The following is a 19,459-nucleotide window of genomic DNA, read 5'->3' on the forward strand; positions in this document are numbered from 1 at the left end:
CGGCACGACCCGGGTCTTGCCGCAAGCCCCCCGGTGCGCTATACCTTGAGAGTGGCGGGGAGTGTGCATTACGCTCCGCGCGGCGAACCCGATCCCGACCCGGGGATCAGCAGCTCCGCCGACCACGGCCCGGCCCGTGACGACCTGCGGGAGCAGACCGCCTAAGAAGCGCCGCGAGACTCGCCTTCGAGGCGTTGCCGGATACCGGCCCAATCATCGAAATGCACTCCGGGGAAACGCCAGGAGAGCTGCGTTTCGCACGGCTCTTGGTCAAGCCTGCGCAATGTTGTGGACGCCCGGACGCCAATGGGCTCCACGGGTCGGGGAAGGCGCGTCCTTTCCTGCGCACGGCTCACATCACCGGCCGCCATGACGAACCTGGAAGCCATCCCTTGGACGATCATGGTGACTTCAATTGACGCTCCGGCGCAACCGGTGGCCTCCAGTCGGCCGGCGAATGCATTGATGGGCTTCGTCCCGCCCTTCGGTTCGGCCATCTTCAGATCAGTGCGCTGCACGGAATGCGGAGTCCGGAGCCTCCAGTCCAGGAAGCGCACTTCGGTGCAGCTCGGGCTGTAACTGTCCGGGCCGACGTCGGCACAGACATACTCGACTCTTTCCAGCGGCCGGTCACCGGAACTGTAGTCCAGAGGAGCGTCGTCGGCGGTGAAGAGGGTCGGGAAGATAATGGCGACCAACCCGACGCTCAGTGTCCAGAGCTGGACGGCGGGGGGCATGGCGAACAACAGGATCTTCCGGCGGAGCTGGCTCCGCGTGGACCAATTGACTGCATCCGCCGCGCCCTTGTACGGCCCGGGCTTCCGGAGGGATCCGCTCAGCTCCTCCCGGAGCCGGATGTGCCGGAACTGATGGACTACGCCGGTTTGGCGCAGCACACCGCGGCCATGGGCGTCGTCCAGAAACCTCATCAGCCGCCAGGGCAGCTGATTGGTCAGCCCGAGCCACGCCCGTGAGACCTGGTAGGAGCCCCAGGGCGAGTTCAACAGGCTTGCGCAGCCCACTCCCACCGCGAGAGCGATGGAAAGGTCACGGACGGCGTCCGACGGGGCTCGCACCTCCCCGCGCAGCCAGGACCACGCACCGTACCCGATGAGGGCTGCGACGGCGCCGGCCAGCAGCACGTCGAGAACCAGGTATCGGAACAGGACGGACCGCAGCCCGCGCGGTGCATCGTCGGTGAGGAACAGGCTTCCGATCCCGGCCCGGGTGAAACGACGGGCCGCGAAGATCAGGAGTGCGGCAAGGCCACCGAGGACCACCCCGGCATCCGCGCCCCAGAGCCGGGCGACGAACCATCCGCCCACGGCGCCGTAGACCAGTGCCCCGAGGAGACCGGTGATCCTTGATTCGATCTGCCACCAGGCGAAGTCGACCGTGTCGTGCGCCTGCATCTGCCGGGCGATGAACGCCAGCCACCGCCGGGCCTTCCCGGGCCGGTACCGGCATCCGGGGTCCTCGGCGTAAACGGTCGGCACGAACCGCTCCAGAAGATGGCCTTCCAGGCGGTCCTGCGATCCGATCTTCGTCAGCTCGCCCGGATCCGTACCGGGCGAGCGGTAGGCCGCACGCGCCAGGTCCAGCATCAGCGGCTTGGACAGGGCGCGGCCCAGCACCGATTCCGGCGCCGCGCGCAGGTGGTCGAAAACCGGGTCCCAACGGTGCTGCCCGGCCGGCTGTGAGCGGTCCAGGAAGGAGATCACCGCGGTGTACTCCACCGGTTCGAGTTCGATGACGGCGGCCTTGGTGAGATAGCCGCCGGTCTCTTTGACCGACTCCTCGTACTCCGTGGTGCGGCAGGTCACCAGCAGCGGGACGCCCTCGCCGACGGTCTGCTCGATGGCCTCGATGGCGTGGGCGTGCAGCTCCGGGGGCAATTCGTCCAGGCCGTCCAGGACGGGCATGACGCGGCCCGCGTCGACCAGCCGGGCGACGGCGTTCCGGCCGAACTCGCGCCGGTCGGCCAGCTCCGGCTGCAGCTCCGTGATCCGCCGGACCATCCAGGAGCGCAGCGTGATGCGGGGGCGCCAGGACGACAGCGAGAGCAGGACCGGCACCGGCTGATCGGGCCGCGGTTCGTAGAGCAGGTCCCTGGCCAGGAGCAGGGCCAGGACGCTCTTGCCCGAGCCCGGCTTCCCCAGCACCACGGCCTGCCGCTTGGGCAGCGTCCGGATCAGTGCGGAGATCTCGGTGACGTCCCCGCGAAGCCCATGCTGCTCGAGACCCAGGACCTCCGCGCGAGCCTGGACGGGCCGGCCGGTACGCGACCAGCGGACGCGGATCGGTTCGGGACTGTGCAGCTTCCTGCGTCCGATCTCCCTCTCGAGTCGGGCACGGATCCCGCTCGCCAATTGCACGGCGGCGTGGTCCAGGCGGGATCCCGGCACGACGTTCAGGTACCACTCGTCGCCGGTCTTGACGGTGCCGTAATTGGTGCCCACCGACACCGAACGCGGCCCTGAGGCGTGCACACCGGCGCCCGATGGCGAGTCGTCCGGTTCCTCAGCCCCCGGTTCTTCGTCCGTCACGGCCGATCACTGCGAGCCGCTCGGGAGATTGTTGCGGTCGCCGGTGGCAATGGTCCCGTGGTTGGTGTGCACGGCCACCGACCGCTCTCCGGTCGCCGTCACCTGTATTCCGGTCTCGCGCGCCTCTTTTATCAGCCGCGCGACATCCGCCTCCAGCTTCTCGTCATCGGCCAGCGCCTTGCGGATGGCCTTCCGCAACGCGGCCTGATTGTCGGTGTCCGCGGAATCGCCGATGACATCGGCGAGGGCCTCGGGCACCTCCTCGTCCTCGGCCCGTGCACCGAAAATCCGCTGTGCCAGCCGCCGCCCGAAACCGATCGTCGCGGTCGCGGCCTGCTCCTGCGTATGCGCGAGCACCGTACCCCCGTAAGCACTGGCCGCCGCCACCACGTACGGGGTGGCGTCAGCGGCCAATCGCACGATGTCCCCGGACACGGAACGCCTCCCCCAATGATCAAGACAACCGAAGTCGCCGCAACGGTCGCGATCAACCTTAGAGGGAGCGAGCGGCCACCCGCATGCAGAACTACTCACAATGAGGACCGCATCGCCAAGCGCATGGAAACCGGCGAGCCGGAGTTCGAGCCGCCCCCTGAACATTGGGTCTGGCGGCTCATTCTCAATAGTGCTTACTCGCGATGTTGCCCCGCCGGAGCCGTGGCCGGCCGGCGAGGAGGCCGCGCAGTACGGCGCCGTCCCTCGTCCGGAGGCTCGTCCACCATCGGTGCGGCAGGTAGAACGTGCGGGGAACGGGCACGTTCAAACCATGGATGAGCGAAGCTACAGACGCGGAGACGTCCAGGAGCTGACGGACTTCGAGCTGACCGTGTACGAGACCGTCGCGACGATCGACAAGGACGGCGGCGCGGCGGACTTCGACACGATCGAGCGGCTCGTCGGCGCCCCCGAGGAGGATCTCTGGGCCGCCCTCGGGCACCTGGTGTCGATCAACCACCTGCATTCGACCAGCAGGGGCTACCAGCTCGGCCCGCACGACTGGGCGCCCTGACCGTCCCGGTGGGCGGGAGCGTCCCCGGCGGGTGCGCGGGCCTGCGCCATGATGGCCGGGCACAGCAGTCCACGCGGGGAGGCCAGCCGGATGCAGCTCGTCGTCACCGAGGAACAGCGGGAGCTGAGGGACGCGCTGCGGCGCTTCTTCGCCGACCGCTCCCCCTCCGCCGAGGTGCGGCGGCTGATGGAGACCGCCGAGGGCCACGACCCGCGGACGTGGGCGCTGATGGCGGAGCAGCTCGGGCTGCAGGGCCTCGCGATCGGCGAGGAGCACGGCGGCGCCGGGTACGGGATGCGCGAGCTGGCGGTCGTGTTCGAGGAGATGGGGCGGGCCGTGGTGTGCGCGCCGTTCCTCGCCACGGTCACCGCCGCGGCCGCGCTCCAGGCCGGCGAGGGCGGCCATGACCTGTTGCCCGGTATCGCGGACGGCACCACCATCGCCACCCTCGCGGTGGCCGAGGAGGACGGGAGCTGGGATCCCGGCTCCGTCTCGACCGTGTTCGAGGACGGGGTGCTGCAGGGCACCAAGGATTTCGTCCTCGACGGGCACATCGCCGACCTGATCCTGGTTGCGGCCAGGAGCGCGGACGGCGTCGGCGTCTACGCCGTGCAGGACGGCGCGAACCTCGTTCGGTCGGCCCTGCCCACGCTCGACCAGACGCGGAGGCTGGCGCGGATCACGCTCGACGGCGTCCCGGCGCGCCGGGTGGGCGGCGAGGACGCGCTGCGCCGGGCCCTCGACGTCGCCGCCGTGGCACTGGCCGCCGAGGCGCTCGGCGGCGCGCAGAAGACCCTCGACATGACGGTCGAGTACGCGAAGGTACGGCACCAGTTCGGGCGGCCGATCGGGTCGTTCCAGGCGATCAAGCACCGCTGCGCGGACATGTTCGTGCTGGTGGAGTCGGCGCGGTCGGCGGTGCTGAACGCGGCGGCCGCCGCGGACGGGAACCCGGCCGGGCTGCCCGCGGCGGCGGCGCTCGCGAAGGCGTACTGCTCCGACGCCTACGCCCACACGGCGGGCGAGGCGATCCAGCTGCACGGCGGCATCGGGTTCACGTGGGAGCACGACGCGCACCTGTACTTCAAGCGGGCGCAGGCGTCCCGGCAGCTGTTCGGGACGCCGGACCGGCACCGCGCGCGGCTCGCCGAGGCGGCCGGGCTCACGGGTGCAGGCGCAGCCCCTTGAGGACCTTGTCCACGCCGTTCTTCGGCCCGTGGACGCCGAACCCCACGAGCGGCATCTCCTCGGCGGTGACCGCGCGGACGGTCTCGCGGTTCGCCTCGTCGTGGCCCGTCTTGAACATGTCCTCGATGTAGACGGCGGTGTCCATGCCGCGGGCGACGGCCCGCGCGTGGGACCGCTTGATCGCGTCGGCGTCCCCCTCGTAGACCAGGACGGGCTGCCGGAACATCGCCAGGTAGGCGTTGCCGGACGCGTCCTCGTACGGCTCGCCGATGACGTCCGGGAAACGGCCCGCGACGGCGCTCGCCAGGAAGGCGGTGACGTTGAGCCGCTGCCAGGCCGCCAGGTCGTCGCGGACCACGATCCCGATCTTGGTGTCGAAGCGCATGGGGGCCAGGATGCCGCCCGCGGCGGCGGAACGTCTTGAACGCTGGTGCGCCACACTGGAGGGGTGGAGTGGAGCCGGTACTGGCGGTCCCCCGACCGCCCGCTGGAGGCGATGCACGCGCATTTCGAGCGGCACGTCTACCACCGGCACAGCCACGAGACGTACTCGTTCGGCGTCACCGAGGACGGCTACCAGGCGTTCCGGTGCCGGGGCGGCGCCCACACGAGCGCGGCCGGGATGGTCATCGCGTTCAACCCGGACGACCCGCACGACGGCCACGCCGCCGACGAGCTGGGCTTCACCTACCGGATGGTGCACATCGGCCCGGAGCTGGTGGCGGACGTCCTGGCCGACATCACCGACCGCCCGGCCCGGCCGCCGCTGTTCGCCTCCCCGGTGGTGCGCGATCCCGTCCTGGCGCGGAACCTGCGCGCCCTCCACGCGGCGCTGCTCGGCGGGGCGACCGCGCTGCGGCGGGACGAGCTGCTGACGGCGGCGGTCGGGGCGATGGTGAACCGGGCCGCGACGCGGCGCGTGGCCGCGTCGTCCGCCACGGGCCTCGCCGAGCGGGCCCGGCGGCTGATCGAGGAGTCGTTCCTGGACGACGTCGGCGCGGCCGAGCTGGCCGAGGCGGCCGGCTGCAGCCGGTTCGCGCTCTACCGGGGGTTCCGGGAAGCGTACGGGATGGCGCCGAGCGACTACCAGCGCCAGCTCCGGCTGCGCGCGGCCCGGCGGCTGCTGGCGCGCGGCGACGCGATCGGCGAGGTGGCGGCGGCGACGGGGTTCGCCGACCAGAGCCATCTGACGCGCTGGTTCGTGCGCTGCTACGGGATGACGCCGGGCCGCTACCAGCGTGCCGGTTAGGGAAGAATGCCCGCCATGAGACGGGCGAGCGGGACGATGTTCGGGCTGGCGTACGGGGACGCGCTCGGCGCGCCCACCGAGTTCCTCACCATGAAGCAGATCGGACGGCGGTTCGGTGAGCACGGCCCGGCGGACCTCGACGGCGACCCCGCGCTGGTCACCGACGACACGCAGATGGCGATCGCGGTCGGGCTGGCGCTTCTGGACGCCCTGGAGAACCCTCCCCTCACCCCCGATCTGATCACGCCGATGTGGCGGCGGCGGTTCGTCGACTGGCTCGACAGCCCGGACAACGACCGCGCCCCCGGCAACACCTGCCTGAAGGCGTGCCGCGGTCTCGCCGCCGGCAAGCCCTGGGTGGAGGCGACCGTGGCGGGCTTTAAGGGCTGCGGCGCGAACATGCGCGTCGCGCCGGTCGGGCTCGCCCCCGGCTTGTCGGACGAGACGCGGGCGGGCGCTTCCCAGCTCCAGGCGGCGCTCACGCACGGCCACCCGACCGGGCTGGCGGCCAGCGAGCTCACGGCGTTCGCCGTCCGGTGGCTGGCCGACGGGATGGACCCCGCCGACCTGCCGGCCGCGCTCCGCGCCCGCTGCCACGAGCAGCGCACCGCCTACCACGGGGACTGGCTCGGCGAGCTGTGGCAGCGGCCCGGCATGGACGCGCCCGAGACGTTCATCGCCCGCGGCTGGGACGAGTGCCTCGCCGTCCTCGACCGGCTGGACGAGGCCCTCGCGGCCGGCGACCGGGCGTCCGACCCGTGCGCGGTCACGGGCGCGGGCTGGGTCGCGGAGGAGGCGCTCGCCACCGGCCTGCTGTGCTTCCTGCTCTTCCCGGACGAGCCGGCCGGGGCGATCCGCCGCGGCGCCGCCAGCTCCGGGGACTCCGACTCGATCGCCTGCCTGGCCGGGGCGTTCGCGGGTGCGCGCCTCGGCATGGGCGCCTGGCCGGACGGGTGGTCCGCCCGCATCGAGTACGCCGCCGACCTCGCGAGGATCGGCGGAGCCTGGGACTAGGAGGCCGCCGGAGACTCGGCGGCCCAGCCCGTCCAGCCCTCGATCGTGATGGCGATGACGGGCCCCTCGGGCGGGCGGTCGCGGTACTGGGCGTAGCGGGCGGCGAGGAGCCGGACGGGCTCCGCCATCCTCGCGGGGTCCTCGACGATGCTCGCGTGGCCGTCCACGCGGACCCACCAGAGCCGGTCCCAGTCGTCCTCGTAGTGGTCGGCCAGCAGCGCCACGCGCGGGTTGGCGCGGATGTCGGCCAGGCGCCGCAGATCCCGCGTGCTCTTCGGCTTGTGGTCGACGGCCGTGTAGACGCTCCCTCGGTGGACGGCGAACGTCACCGGGACGATATGCGGCCGCGCGTCCTCCCCGACCGTCGCCAGGCGCAGGACGGGGACCGCCGCCAGCAGGCGGCGCGCGTCGTGCGGGGAGAGCTTCGGCACCCCTTCAGCGTGCCACGCCGCCGCCCGCCCGTCAGTCCTGGAAGTCGGGCGGGCGGTTCTCCCTGCGGGCCTTGATCGCCTCTTCGAAGTTGTGGGTGGTGAGCCGGACGTAGAGCTGCGCGAGGCCCTCCTGGCCCATGTGGGCCTCCAGGCTGGCGGCGTCGAGGCTGGACCACAGCATCCGTTTCGTCAGCTCGGTCCCGGGACGGCTGAACCCGGCGATCCGCTCGGCGAGCTCGTAGCTGGCGTCCAGGAGCTTGTCCCCCGGGACGACGCGGGAGACCAGGCCGATGCGTTCGGCCTCGGCGGCGTCCACGTCCCGGCCCGACAGCATCATCTCGAAGGCGCGGGAGGAGCCGATGGCGCGCGGCAGCAGGTAGCTAAGGCCGAGCTCGCTCGCCGTGAGGCCGTTGTTGATCCCCGCCGCGCGGAACAGGGCGGTGTCGGAGCCGAGCCTGATGTCGGCCGCCAGCGACAGGCAGAGCCCGCCGCCGATCGCCGGGCCGTTGACCGCCGCGATGACCGGCTGGTGGACGCGGCGCAGCGCGCGGACGACGTCGTCCAGCAGCTCCATCGAGCGGAGCGCGATGGTGGGGAGGGTGAGCCCGTCGATGCCGGGGATGTGGCCCGGGTTCTCCAGATCGGCGCCTGAGCAGAAGCCGCGCCCCGCCCCGGTGATCACGACGGCGCGGACCCCGTTGTCGCGGCTCACCTCCTCCAGCGCCTCGCGGAAGGGGATCATGACGTCGAACGCCATCGCGTTCATCCGCTCGGGCCGGTTGAGGGTGATGAGGGCGACGTGCGGGCGCGGCCTGTCGACGAGGACGAAGGGCAAGGGACCTCCCGGCACGGTGGCGGCGACGGTGACCTGGCGATTGACCTAACAAGCGTTAGGTTACACGCGCGGGAACTCCGGGGGCGTGAGGCCGCGCTCGACGACCCGCGCCAGCTCCTCGTCCGTCAGGACGCGCGGCTCGCCGATCGCCTTCGCCCGGACGTAGACGCCGCAGAGCCACTCCAGGAGGCGGGCGTTCTCGAACGCCTCGTCCAGGTCGCGGCCGATGGCGACGCCGCCGTGGTTCGCCATCAGCGCGGCGCGCTTCCCCCCGGCCATGGCCGCCCGGACGTTCTCCGCCAGCTCCGGCGTCCCGTACGTGGCGTACTCGGCGACCTTGACCACGCCGCCCAGCAGGAGGGTGTTGTAGTGGATCGGCGGCAGTTCCGACATGGTCGTCGCCACGACGGCGCCGTAGGTCGAGTGGGTGTGCACGATGGCCGCCGCCGGGGTCGCCTCGTACAGGGCGAGGTGCATCGGCGTCTCCGACGACGGCGCCCGCTCCCCCTCGACCAGCCGCGCCGACATGTCCACCACCGGGCAGTCGGCGGGCGCCATCCGGTCGAGCATCATCCCGCCCGGCGTGACCGCGACCAGGTCGCCCGAGCGGACGCTGACGTTCCCGGCCGACCCGGTGACCAGGCCGGTCCCGGCGAGCCGCCGGCCGATCCCGCACAGTTCGTCCCGCTCGTCCTTCAGCAACATGCGAACACCTCTCACGTCCCGGGCCTGCACCGCGTACGCTACGGCCCTGACGATCTTTAAGGGGTCTGGTCATGACGGTTGTAACACTGGGCGCGCACATCCTCGACGTGCTCGCGCGGCCCGTCGAGGGCATCCCGGAGGGGCAGGGCACCGTTGTCGTGGACGAGATCAGGGTGACCGCGGCGGGCGCCGCCGCCGGTACCGCGGTGGCCCTCGCCAGGCTCGGCAACGACGTCATCTCGGTCGGCGCGATCGGCGACGACGACCTCGGCGACCTGCTGGTGAAGATCATGGAGCGGAACGGCGTGGACGTGCGGGGGCTCGTCCGGCGGACCGCCGACCAGACCAGCGCGTCGATCCTGCCGATCCGGCCGGACGGCGGGCGGCCCAGCTTCCACGTGCCCGGCGCCAACCTGACCCTCACCGCCGGCGCGGTCGGGCCCGGCCTGCTCGCCGCGGCGGACCTCGTCCACCTCGGCGGCCCGGACGTCACGTTCGGCCTCAACGACCCCGCGTTCTTCGAGATGCTCGCCCACGCCCGCGGGACCGGCACCGTCGTGACCATGGACCTGCTGTCCACCATGCCCGACCTGCTCACCGGCGCCGCGGCGTTCCTGCCGCACGTCGACCACTTCCTGCCCAACGAGGAGCAGGCCGCCGAGATGACCGGGCACGACGACCCGGAGAAGGCCGCCCGCGCCCTGCTCGCCAGGGGGCCGCGGACGGTCGTCGTCACGCTCGGCGGCGCCGGCAGCCTCGTCGCGACCGCCGCGGGCGTGCAGCGGCTGCCCGCCCTGCCGGTCGAGGTCGTCGACACCACCGGCTGCGGCGACGCCTACTGCGCCGGGTTCATCACCGGGCTCGCGCGGGGGCGGGACGTCCTGGAGTCGGCGCGCTGGGGCACCGCGGCGGCCGCGACCGTCGCGCAGGGCCTCGGCTCCGACGCCTGCCTCACGGACCTGGAGGCGGCGCTCGCCCTGCTGAACTGAGCCGGGCGACGCCGCCGGTCAGACGGCCGACCGTCCGGCGCGGTCCCCGGTGAGGACGGCGTCCGCCGCGCCGGCGAGCTGCTCCAGGCGGGACACCTCCGTCCGGTGGAACGGCGGGGCGCCCGTCCGGGCCACGACCAGCGCGAGGGTGCCCTTCGCGAGCGGGCAGACCGCGTACTGCGCGCCGTCCGCCGCGGTGAACGCCCGCGGGCGCAGCGGCAGCAGGCCCGGCAGCCCGGCGCCGGGCGCGCCGCCCACGCTGGCGTGCACGAGCACTGCCCGGCCCCCGTGCCCGATCTCGGCGAGCCCCGCCCAGTCGGCGCTCAGGATGGCGGGCACGGCGTCGGCGAGGATCTCCGGGCCGCGCTCGGGGACGGCCGCGACCTGCCCGATCACGGCGGCGTCCGGGCAGGCGCCCTGCGGCTCCGCGGTCGGCCAGATCCCGGCGACCTCCACGCCGGGGACCGAGCCGATCCCCTCGGCGAGCCGCTCGGTGCCCGCCCCCGCGGGCCAGACGACCGTGAAGTCGTCCATCGCGCGGCCGTTGCCGCGTTCCAGCACCGCCATCTGGACGACGTCGGCGCCCGCGGCCCCCAGCGTCCGGGCCACCTGCCCGAGCGACCCCGGACGGTCGGGCAGCCTTACACGTATCCGCAGCAACATGGCCACCTCCGCTCTCCGCTGCCACCACCCTCGCCGAACCCCGTTTCCCTGGTGTTACCCAAAGGTGTCGCCACGACAAAACGGCGGCGTTGCCGGTGCTGGAATGCGGGTAACGGTCAAACTAGAGTCCGGTGAAGGTCATCAGTCGGCCTATCGCCTCACGCCGCCCAGCATTAAGGTAACTCTACGTGTCGAGGGACGGGGACCCCCCAGTCAGGAACGAGTCCGGTGCGGATCCGGAGCCGGGCGACGGCATGCCCGGTGACGCCTCGCCGGAAGCGGCCGGGCCTCCGGGCGCGGTGCTCCAGGCCGAGGTCAGGGACGCGCTGGCCGGGCTGGCCGCGCGGCTCGACCGCGAGCACGAGCGCGCCGCGCACCGCGAGGCCGTCATCGACCGGCTGCACGAGGAGAACCAGCGGCTCCGGCGCGGCGAGCTCCAGGCGATGCTGGAGCCGGTCCGCGCCGCGCTGTACCGGCTGCACGACCAGGCCCGCCGCGAGTCGTCCCGGCTCGCCGACCCCGGCCTGGCCGACCCGCCCGGCCCGGAGCAGACGGCCCAGCTGCTGCAGGCGGTGGCCGACGACGTCGCCGACGCGCTGGCACGGCTCGGCGTGGAGAGGTTCACGGTCGAGCCGGGCGCGCCCTACGACGCCTCCCGGCACCGGCCGGTCGCGGTGACGCCCGTCGGCGACCGGATGCGCGACGGCACCGTCACGGCCGTCCAGTCCGACGGGTTCGAGCAGAGCGGGAAGGTCCTGCGCAAGGCGGCGGTCAGCGTCGGCAGGCTCGACGACGCCGCGGACGAGGACGCCGCGAACAAGGGCGTCGGGGACGAGGACGCCGGGGACAAGGCGGACGACGCCCCCGGAACCGGCGCGAACGGGGCCGGCCGCCCGGCCGGGGACGGCTCGAACCGGCTGCGCGGCGCCGCCCGCGGCGCGACGATGAACAGCGGGCAGGCGAACAGCGCGAAGACCAGCAGCGGGAAGACGAACAGCGCACTCGGTACCGATAGGTGAGAGGGACATGGCTGTCTACGGGATCGACCTCGGAACCACGTACTCCTGCATTGCCTCCATCGACGACGTCGGCCGGCCGGCGGTCCTGCGCAACCTGGAGGGCACCGACACCACCCCGTCCGTCGTCTACTTCGAGAGCGGCGAGAACGTCATCGTCGGCGCCACCGCGAAGGACACCGCGGTCTTGGAGCCCGACAACGTCGTCAGCCTCGTCAAACGCGACATGGGCCGGGACGTCACCCGCCCCATCCACGGGATCGACTTCACCCCCGAGGAGCTGTCGGCGTTCATCCTGCTGAAGCTCGCGACGGACGCGCGCACCACCACGGGCGAGGAGGCCCGCGACGTGGTCGTCACCGTCCCCGCCTACTTCGGCGCGGCCGAGCGCGACGCGACCCGCAAGGCGGGCCGGATCGCGGGGCTGAACGTCATCGACATCGTGTCCGAGCCGATCGCCGCCGCGATCACCTACGGCGTCCTGAACCCCGAGCAGGACCGGACGATCCTGGTGTACGACCTCGGCGGCGGCACGTTCGACACCACCGTCATCACGCTGCGCGGCGGGCACATCGAGGTGGTGTGCACCGACGGCGACCACGAGCTCGGCGGCGCCGACTGGGACGCGCGGCTCGTCGAGCACCTCGCCGAGCGGTTCCGCGCCGAGCACCCCGACGCCGGCGACCCGCTGGACGACAAGCAGACCGAGCAGCAGCTCCGCCGCGACGCCGAGGACGCCAAGAAGGCCCTCACCACCCGCACCTCGCACACCGTGCGCGTCATGCACGGCGGGCGGGTCGCGTCGGTCGAGGTGACGCGGGAGAAGCTGGAGGAGCTCACCAAGGACCTCCTCGACCGCACCATCGAGATCACCGGCCGGACGCTGGCGACCGCCGCCGACAAGAACGTCGAGGACTACGACGACCTCGTCCTCGTGGGCGGGTCCACGAAGATGCCGGTCGTCGCGGCGCGGCTGGAGACCGAGCTGGGCCTCGCCCCCCGGCTGCAGGACCCCGACCTCGCGGTCGCCAAGGGCGCGGCCCTGTACGCGTTCGAGGAGACCTACCGGCGGCTCGTCCGGGAGGGCGCCGCCGAGCGCGCCGAGGAGATGGCGAGCAGGGCGGGCCTGTCCGCCGAGCAGCAGAAGCAGATCGCCGGGCGGCAGATCAAGACCGTCGCGTCGCACGCGTTCGGGATCGTGGTGGTCGACCGGGAGACCGGCGCCGAGAACGTCGCGCACCTCGTGCACGCCAACGACGAGCTGCCCGCGGCGAAGACCGAGGACTTCTTCACCGTCTACGACGACCAGCGGTCCGCCGACATCCGGGTGATGGAGCAGGCCGGGGTCGTGGAGTCGGCCGACCTGATCGACAACACCGAGATCGCGACCGGGGAGATCCGCGTCCCGCCGGGCAAGAAGGCGGGCTGGCCGATCGGCGTCACGTTCGCGCTCGACTCGTCCGGGCTGCTGAACGTCACCGCCGTGGAGAAGGAGACCGGCGAGCGGCTGGAGCTGAAGGTCGACGTCGGCGGCATGTCGGAGGAGGAGGTCGAGCGCTCCCGGAAGGCCCTCTCCAGGGTCCAGGTCAGCTGATCGCCCCCCGGACCCTGGAGGCGCCCGTGGCGTTCGACGACGACTACCGGCGGGAGGTGCTGGAGCCCGCGCGGGCGGCGGGCGACCAGCCCCCCGAGGATCTGCGCGTCCGGTACGCGCTCGCCGACGGACCGTCCGCCAGCCCCCACCCCCCGCCATTCAATGGAGGGACTTCGCTCGACGGGCTCACTGGGCCCGAGGTCGCGGCACGGGTCAAGCAGGTGCGGCAGTGCTGGCGGCGGGCCCGCGGGCAGCTGAAGTACCGCAAGCTGATCGACCGGCTGGAGGCCGAGCACCGCGAGCTGGCCCCGCTGTTCACCGCCGCCGAGCGCGGCGACCTGCGCCCGCTGGACGCGCGGCTGCGCGGCGGGCGCGAGCGGGGCGAGCGGCGCCGGAGCCGGGCCCGCGCGCGGCTCACCGACGCGGCGGGGACGCTGAAGATGGTGACGCCCGCCGAGATCGAGGGCATCGCGCGGACCGGCGGGGTGGCCCGCGCCGAGCTGGAGCGGCTCGCCGCCGACGACCGGATCGAGGTCCGCGAGCCCGACGCGCTGCCCACCGCCGCGCCCTACCCGGCGTTCCGGAAGGTCCAGGAGTCGCTGGACGTCCTCGGGAAGCGCCACCTGGCCGACTTCCTGTTCGGGCAGCGGCTGACCGGCCCGATCCGGCTGCTGGACGGGTTCGCCGCGCCCGGCGGCGACCTGCGGCTCGACGCCGACGCGGTCGCGGCCGCCGGTGCGACGTGGGCGCGCCGCAGCCGCGACACGAGCACCACCCACGCCGACACCGTCCTCGCGGCGCTGCGGTCGGGCGCGGACCTGCCGGAACTGCTCCGCTACGACGTGGCCGACCGGCTGCGCGAGCGGCTGCGGCAGCGGGCCTCGGAGCGGGCGCTGCTGCGGTACGCGACCGAGGACCTCGGCGTCGACCAGGGCGACGCGCGCCGCATGGTGTTCTCCGTCGTCCGCGAGACCGGGCCGGGCGGCGGGCTCGCCGGGCGGCTGCGCGCGCTGCTGGACGCGGGCGAGGTCTTCGCGGCGGCCGAGCTGGCCGACGCCTCGGGCCTCCCCCGCACCGCCGGGGGCGCCGAGGCGCCGGAGGAGGCGGTCCTCGCCGCGGAGGCCCGGCACCGCCTCGACACCGCGCTCCGCCTCCGCGAGACCGCGGCGGCCGAGCGCGACCCGGACCGCGCCCACCGGCTGCTGTCCGACGCGCTCCGTCTCGTCCGCGACCTGCCCGGTGCGGCCGCCCACCAGCGCCGGCTGCCGCCGCGTCCCGTCCCGGCGGTGCGCGCGGACGTGGACGGCGCCACCGTGCGGCTGTCGTGGGAGGCGTCGCCCTCCACGGCGGGCGAGGTCCTCCACCAGGTCGTGCGGCGGACCGGGCGGGCGCCGCGCGACGTCCGGGACGGGGAGCCGCTGGGCGGGCCGCTGGACGAGCGGCCGCCGGTGAACGTGCCGCTGTACTACGGCGTCGTCGCGGTGCGCGGCGACGCCGCCGCCGCGCCGGCCGTGGCGGGGCCGCTGCTGGTGCGGCCCGACCCGGCCGAGGTCGAGCTGCTGGCCGGGGACGGCCAGGTGACGGGGCGGTGGCGCTGCCCCGCGGAGGCGGCGCGGGTCGTCGTCGTCCGCGACGGCCGGGCCGTCCCGGCGGGACGCGACGGGTTCCGCGAGCGCGTCCCCAACGGCCGGACGCACCACTACCGCATCTGCGCGGTCTACCTCGACTCCGCCGGCCGCGAGGTCGTGACGGACGGCGTGCGCGCGTCGGCCACCCCGAGCGCCCCGCCCGAGCCTGTGTACGAGCTGTCCGCCGAGACCGACGCGTCGGATCCGGGGCTGGTCCGGGTCGCGTTCGGCGCGCCCGGCAGCGGGACGGCCGAGCTGGTGCTGGCGGAGGAGCCGCCGCCGTGGCCGCGCAGCGCGCTCGTCCCGCTGGAGGAGGTCCGGCGCGAGACGCGGCGGCTGGCGTGCACCCCGGTCCCCGGCGGGCTCGCGGTGCGGCCGGGCGCCAGCGGATGGCTGCTCGCGGTGACCGTCGCCGAGGGCACCGCCGCGATCGGCGCCTACCACCGGCACGTGAACCTGCCGCCGCCGCGCCGCCTGGTCGCCGAGCGGCGCGGCGACCACGTGCACGTCGGGTTCGACTGGCCGCCCGACGTCACGGAGGTCGAGCTGGCGTACCGGATCGGCGCCGAGCCGCGGCCCGCCGCCGCGGCCGGGGAGGTCGTGACCCGCGCCGCCTACGACACCCAGGGCGGCGTCAGGCTGCCCGTCCCCGAGGACGAGCCGGTCGAGCTGTCGGTCGCGGCGGCCGGGACGGTGGGCGGCTCCCGGGTGACCGGGCCGCCGGTGACCGCCGAGGTCGCGGCCCGCACGGTCGTCCGCTACGACGTGCTGCGGTCCGGGCCGCCGTGGCGGCGGACGCTGACCGTCCGGCTCACCTCGCCGCGCCCGCTGCGGCTGGCGCGGCTCGCGCTGGTGCTGCGCACCGGGCGGGTGATGCCGCACCGGCCCGCCGACGGGGAGACGCTCGGCCGGTGGGAGCAGGTGCCCGTGCCGGGCGAGCTGTCGCTGGACGCGCCGGCCGCCGCCGCGCCGTACTGGCTGCGCTGCTTCGCCGACGACGACGCCGTCGCGCTGAGCGATCCCCCCGTCCGCCGGCTCCGGGTGCGGCGATGACCGGACCGCTCGCCCGCGTGCCCGGTGCGGGGTCGCTGCACCGCCCGGCCAGGCCGCGCGGATCCAGGAAGGGCGTCACGTGCCCGTACTGCTTCGCGTCGGTCGCGCCGCAGCGGATCCTGTTCCGGTGCCGGGGCCAGTCGGGGCGGCGGCAGGGCTGCGCCCCCGTCCTGGACGAGGAGCTCGCCGCGTACACCGGGTCGACGGCGGGCGCGTCGCTGCCGCCGGTGTTCGCCGCGTCCGGGCGCGCGGGACGCGCGGACTGCCCGGACTGCGGGCTCCCGACCGGCAACCGCGCCTGCCCGGAGTGCCACAACCCGCTCCCGTCCGCGTACTGCGACTCCCCCGGCCGGATCGTCGCGCTCGTCGGGGCGAAGAACGCGGGCAAGAGCACCTACATCGCGGTCCTGCTGCACGAGCTGATGAACCGGGTCGGGACGGAGCTGGACGCGTCGCTGGTGGCGTGCGACGACCGGACGATCGAGCGGTACAAGCGCGACTTCGCCCGCCCGCTGCTGGAGGAGCGGCGGCTGCTGCCGACGACGGCGAGCGCCGCCACCGGCCCCCGCGAGCCGCTGGTGTACCTGCTCACCCGGACGCGCAGGGGGCGCTTCTCCCGCCCGCGCAACGACTCGCTCGCGCTGGTGCTGTTCGACACGGCGGGCGAGGACCTGCGCAGCCGCGAGGCCACCGACCTGCACCTGCGGTACCTGGAGGCGGCGGACGCGGTCATCTTCCTCGTCGACCCGCTGGAGCTGCCCGGCGCCCGCTCCGGCGTGCGCGACGGCGTCCCGGGCGCGCCCGGCGCGTCCGGCGGTCCGCACTCCGCGGACCCGGACAGCGAGCCGCTGAACGTCATCGCCCGCGTCACCGAGACGCTCCGGCAGCGGCACGGCACCCGGCCCGGCGAGCCGCTGCCGGTGCCCGTCGCGGTCGCCCTCACCAAGATCGACATGCTGCGGCCGGGGCTGCTGGAGCAGTCGGCGCTGCACCGGTCCCGGTCCGGCCAGGGGGTGCTGGACCTCGACGACAGGGACGCGGTGAACGAGCAGGTCCGGTCGCTGCTGCACGAGTGGCAGGCGGGCCAGCTCGACACCTACCTCGGGCAGCAGTTCGCCGACCACGCGCTGTTCGGCCTGTCGGCGCTCGGCGCCGCGCCGGAGGGCGAGCGCGTCGGCGCGGGCGGCGTCCGGCCGTACCGGGCCGAGGACCCGCTGCTGTGGCTGCTGCACCGGTTCGGGATGCTCGACGGCGTCCGTCCCGGAGGGGCGTAGCCGTGGCGTGGCAGCTGCACTACACCTCCGCCCGGAGCGGGCCCACCGGCCGGGCCGGGTTCCAGTTCGTCGCCGAGACGCCGGGCCTGCCCGACGGGGTCCGGGCGGGCGTGACCCCGTACCTGGCGTACCGGCCGCCGCCCGACGCGCCGCTGTCGCCCGACGACTCCGAGCTGGGGCTGTTCCCGGTCTCGCTGCTGTACGACCGGGTGGACGGGCGCCCGCTGCTGCTGCGGTGCCGCTACCTCGGCCGGGACTACTCGGGCCGCTACGGCAACTTCTTCGCGCACGCGGTCGTCGCCGAGCCGGACGAGCTGGAGGGCCTGCGCCCCGCCGAGCTGTGGTCCGCGCCGCACTGGGCGCACCTCCCGGCACCGGAGACGGCGGTACTCGACACCCTGGACGACCTCGCCCCGGGCGCGGCGCTCGACCCGGAGTCGCTCGCCGCGTGGCTCGCCGAGTCCGGGCGGGACGACCCCTACGCGCTGCTCGGGCACCTGGTGGACGCCGTCGCGGGCGTCCTCGGGCAGGGCCACGGCCGGGTCGTCCTCGTCTCCGACGACGTCGAGCTGATCGCCCGCTGGATCGCGGTCGTGTCGTACTCGCTGCCGGTCGCGGCGGCGGCGCGGCTGTCGTTCGTCACCTACACCGCCGACCCGGACGGCGCCGCGCAGCGCCTCGTCGGCACCACGCCCGCGATCTGGGCCGCCGTCCGGCACCGCGCCTCGCACGCCCGCGCCTTCGACCTCCGCGAGGGCGTCCCGGCCGGCGGGACGAGCCGCTTCGCGCGGACCGTCGCCGGCTGCTGGCGCGGCCCCGACTTCGCCGGCCTCGACGCCCTCGGCGAGCTGGCACCGCCGGCCGACCCCGCGCAGGAGGGCGCCGCCGCGCTGCTGGCGCTCTGCCGCGGCGACGCGACCGTCACCGCGGCCGAGGAGGGCGCCGCGGCGGAGCTGCTGTCGCGGCGCGGGTCCGGGATACCCGAATGGGTGTGGCGCGACCTCGTCCCCGGCGTCCCGTCCATGGGGCTGGACCTCGCGCTCGCCCTGCACGAGCGGGCGCGGGCCGCGGGGGCGGCGGACGTCGCCCGGCAGTGCTCGCTGCGCGTCGGCGAGCGGGTCTCGGACGCGCTGGCCGAGGCGTCCGGCCTGGCCGAGATCACGGCGGCGGCGGGGGTGGCGGAGCAGGCCAGGGTGGAGCTCGATCCGGCGGAGGTCGCGGCGGCGGCGGCGCGGTGCGCGCGGCGCGGCGACCCCGGCCTCGCCGCGGCGCTCGCCGGCTGCCCCGAGGGGCTGCGCGACGCCCTCCTCGACGGGGTGCTCGCCGGGCTCGCCGAGGCCGGCGAGCGGGAGCGCGCGGCGGCGCTCACGCCGGGCAACTGCGACCTGCTGCACGGGCACCCCGAGCGGCTGCGCGCCGTGCCCGCCGTCGGCGGCGCCGTGCTCGCGTCCGTCGGGCGGCGGCATCCGGAACGCCGGATCGAGATCACCGGGGAGCTGCTCCGGCTGGACGGAGACCCCGACACGGCCCTTGTCGCGGTGCTGGACGCGGCGCTCGACGAGGTCTGGCGGGTTCCGCCGTCCGCCGATGAGTGCGAGGGCCTGCTGGACGCCCACGGCGACGCGATGGCGGCCCGCGCCCCGCTGGCCGGGCTGCCGTCCCGGACGTTCACGCGCCTCGCGTTCCCCGGCGGCGACGGGCTGGCGGACCCGGCCGCGCTGCGGCTGGCCGAGCGGGTCCGGGAGGTCCTGCCCGGCGGGCGCGCCGGACGCGACGCCGCCCTCGTCCAGGCGTACGGGACGGCGATCACCGCGGGCCCGGCGCGGGCGGCGCGGGCGCTGGCGGAGATCGCGGACGCCGGCGGCGCGACCGCGCAGCTCGCGGGCGAGGCGTTCGTCGGGGCGGCGCGGCGGCTGTGCCGGCGGCCGCCCGCGTTCCGGGCGGAGCTGCTGGCCGCGCTGCCCGCGCCCGTCCGCGCCCGGCTCGGCGAGCGGTGGACCGAGGAGCTGCCCGGACGCGCCCGCGCGGGCCGCGCCCCGCTGCGCGGCGGCGAGGCCGAGCAGCGCAACGACCTGGTCGAGGTCGTGCTGCGGATGAAGACCCGCGGCGCCGCCGAACCGGCCCTGGAGGCGTGGGCGCGGGCGGCGGCCGGCCGGTGGCTGGCGAGCCGGCAGCTCGACGTCCGCCTGGAGCGCAGCCCACGGCTGCGGGCCGCGCTGCGGGACCTCCTCGCCGAGGGCGACTCCTCCCGCGGGGGGAGGTGAG

17 protein-coding genes are annotated in these 19,459 nt (G+C 74.7%); 10 read left to right on the plus strand and 7 right to left on the minus strand.

Features of this window, described 5'->3' with window-relative positions; genetic code table 11:
* Nucleotides 1–161: 161 nt before the first annotated feature.
* Both E1266_RS00775 and E1266_RS00780 read right to left on the minus strand, forming a co-directional pair.
* A complete protein-coding gene (locus tag E1266_RS00775; RefSeq protein WP_132042602.1) occupies nt 162–2,546 on the minus strand; it encodes an NACHT domain-containing protein in 2,385 nt (794 codons plus the stop codon).
* Nucleotides 2,547–2,552: 6 nt separating this feature from the next.
* Complete coding sequence (locus E1266_RS00780) at nt 2,553–2,981, minus strand: hypothetical protein (RefSeq protein WP_207945346.1); 429 nt, start codon at nt 2,979–2,981, stop codon at nt 2,553–2,555.
* Between the two features lie 331 nt (nt 2,982–3,312).
* On the opposite strand from E1266_RS00780, the gene E1266_RS00785 reads away from it, so the two are divergent.
* Together E1266_RS00785 and E1266_RS00790 are read left to right on the plus strand one after the other, a co-directional pair.
* Nucleotides 3,313–3,555 carry a hypothetical protein gene (locus tag E1266_RS00785; protein ID WP_132042604.1) on the plus strand — a complete coding sequence of 81 codons (243 nt, stop codon included), beginning with the start codon at nt 3,313–3,315 and terminating at the stop codon, nt 3,553–3,555.
* A gap of 90 nt (nt 3,556–3,645) precedes the next feature.
* The gene (locus E1266_RS00790; protein ID WP_132042606.1) at nt 3,646–4,743 is read left to right on the plus strand and encodes an acyl-CoA dehydrogenase family protein; all 1,098 of its coding nucleotides are present in this window, start codon (nt 3,646–3,648) and stop codon (nt 4,741–4,743) included.
* Here E1266_RS00790 and E1266_RS00795 read toward each other — a convergent pair.
* On the minus strand, nt 4,718–5,128 hold the full coding sequence (locus E1266_RS00795) for a DUF2000 domain-containing protein (RefSeq protein ID WP_132042608.1): 411 nt from the start codon (nt 5,126–5,128) through the stop codon (nt 4,718–4,720). The genes E1266_RS00790 and E1266_RS00795 overlap by 26 nt on opposite strands.
* Before the next feature lie 63 nt (nt 5,129–5,191).
* Here E1266_RS00795 and E1266_RS00800 point away from each other — a divergent pair, with 63 nt between their 5' ends.
* Nucleotides 5,192–5,992 (plus strand): AraC family transcriptional regulator, encoded by an 801-nt coding sequence (locus E1266_RS00800; protein WP_243718147.1) that lies wholly within the window; start codon nt 5,192–5,194, stop codon nt 5,990–5,992.
* 15 nt (nt 5,993–6,007) lie between these two features.
* A complete protein-coding gene (locus E1266_RS00805; protein WP_243718148.1) occupies nt 6,008–7,006 on the plus strand; it encodes an ADP-ribosylglycohydrolase family protein in 999 nt (332 codons plus the stop codon).
* Here the strand turns inward: E1266_RS00805 and E1266_RS00810 are convergent.
* The 3 genes from E1266_RS00810 to E1266_RS00820 are packed head-to-tail and all read right to left on the minus strand — an operon-like array spanning nt 7,003 to nt 8,977.
* On the minus strand, nt 7,003–7,437 hold the full coding sequence (locus tag E1266_RS00810) for a TIGR03668 family PPOX class F420-dependent oxidoreductase (RefSeq protein ID WP_132042610.1): 435 nt from the start codon (nt 7,435–7,437) through the stop codon (nt 7,003–7,005). The two genes, E1266_RS00805 and E1266_RS00810, sit on opposite strands and share 4 nt — an antisense overlap.
* A gap of 31 nt (nt 7,438–7,468) precedes the next feature.
* Nucleotides 7,469–8,272 carry an enoyl-CoA hydratase gene (locus E1266_RS00815; protein WP_132042612.1) on the minus strand — a complete coding sequence of 268 codons (804 nt, stop codon included), beginning with the start codon at nt 8,270–8,272 and terminating at the stop codon, nt 7,469–7,471.
* Nucleotides 8,273–8,332: 60 nt separating this feature from the next.
* A complete protein-coding gene (locus E1266_RS00820; protein WP_132042614.1) occupies nt 8,333–8,977 on the minus strand; it encodes a class II aldolase/adducin family protein in 645 nt (214 codons plus the stop codon).
* 71 nt (nt 8,978–9,048) lie between these two features.
* Between E1266_RS00820 and E1266_RS00825 the strand changes: the two genes are divergently transcribed.
* Nucleotides 9,049–9,966, plus strand: a complete 918-nt coding sequence (locus E1266_RS00825) for a carbohydrate kinase family protein (RefSeq protein ID WP_132042616.1) — start codon at nt 9,049–9,051, stop codon at nt 9,964–9,966.
* An 18-nt stretch (nt 9,967–9,984) separates the two neighbouring features.
* Here E1266_RS00825 and E1266_RS00830 read toward each other — a convergent pair whose 3' ends face one another.
* Nucleotides 9,985–10,629, minus strand: coding sequence for an ACT domain-containing protein (locus E1266_RS00830; protein WP_132042729.1), 645 nt, complete (start codon nt 10,627–10,629; stop codon nt 9,985–9,987).
* Nucleotides 10,630–10,883: 254 nt separating this feature from the next.
* Between E1266_RS00830 and grpE the strand changes: the two genes are divergently transcribed.
* From grpE to E1266_RS00855, 5 genes are read left to right on the plus strand one after another with little or no spacing between them, the layout of a single operon-like run.
* Complete coding sequence (grpE, locus tag E1266_RS00835) at nt 10,884–11,648, plus strand: nucleotide exchange factor GrpE (protein WP_132042618.1); 765 nt, start codon at nt 10,884–10,886, stop codon at nt 11,646–11,648.
* 7 nt (nt 11,649–11,655) lie between these two features.
* Nucleotides 11,656–13,239, plus strand: a complete 1,584-nt coding sequence (locus tag E1266_RS00840; RefSeq protein ID WP_132042620.1) for an Hsp70 family protein — start codon at nt 11,656–11,658, stop codon at nt 13,237–13,239.
* Nucleotides 13,240–13,265: 26 nt separating this feature from the next.
* Complete coding sequence (locus E1266_RS00845; protein WP_132042622.1) at nt 13,266–15,920, plus strand: hypothetical protein; 2,655 nt, start codon at nt 13,266–13,268, stop codon at nt 15,918–15,920.
* Complete coding sequence (locus E1266_RS00850) at nt 15,917–17,194, plus strand: GTPase (protein WP_243718149.1); 1,278 nt, start codon at nt 15,917–15,919, stop codon at nt 17,192–17,194. The genes E1266_RS00845 and E1266_RS00850 overlap by 4 nt, the downstream gene beginning before the upstream one ends.
* Before the next feature lie 2 nt (nt 17,195–17,196).
* Nucleotides 17,197–19,458 carry a hypothetical protein gene (locus E1266_RS00855; RefSeq protein WP_132042624.1) on the plus strand — a complete coding sequence of 754 codons (2,262 nt, stop codon included), beginning with the start codon at nt 17,197–17,199 and terminating at the stop codon, nt 19,456–19,458.
* Nucleotide 19,459: the final 1 nt, after the last annotated feature.

The organism is Actinomadura sp. 7K534 (assembly GCF_004348575.1).
Taxonomy (GTDB): Bacteria; Actinomycetota; Actinomycetes; order Streptosporangiales; family Streptosporangiaceae; genus Spirillospora; species Spirillospora livida.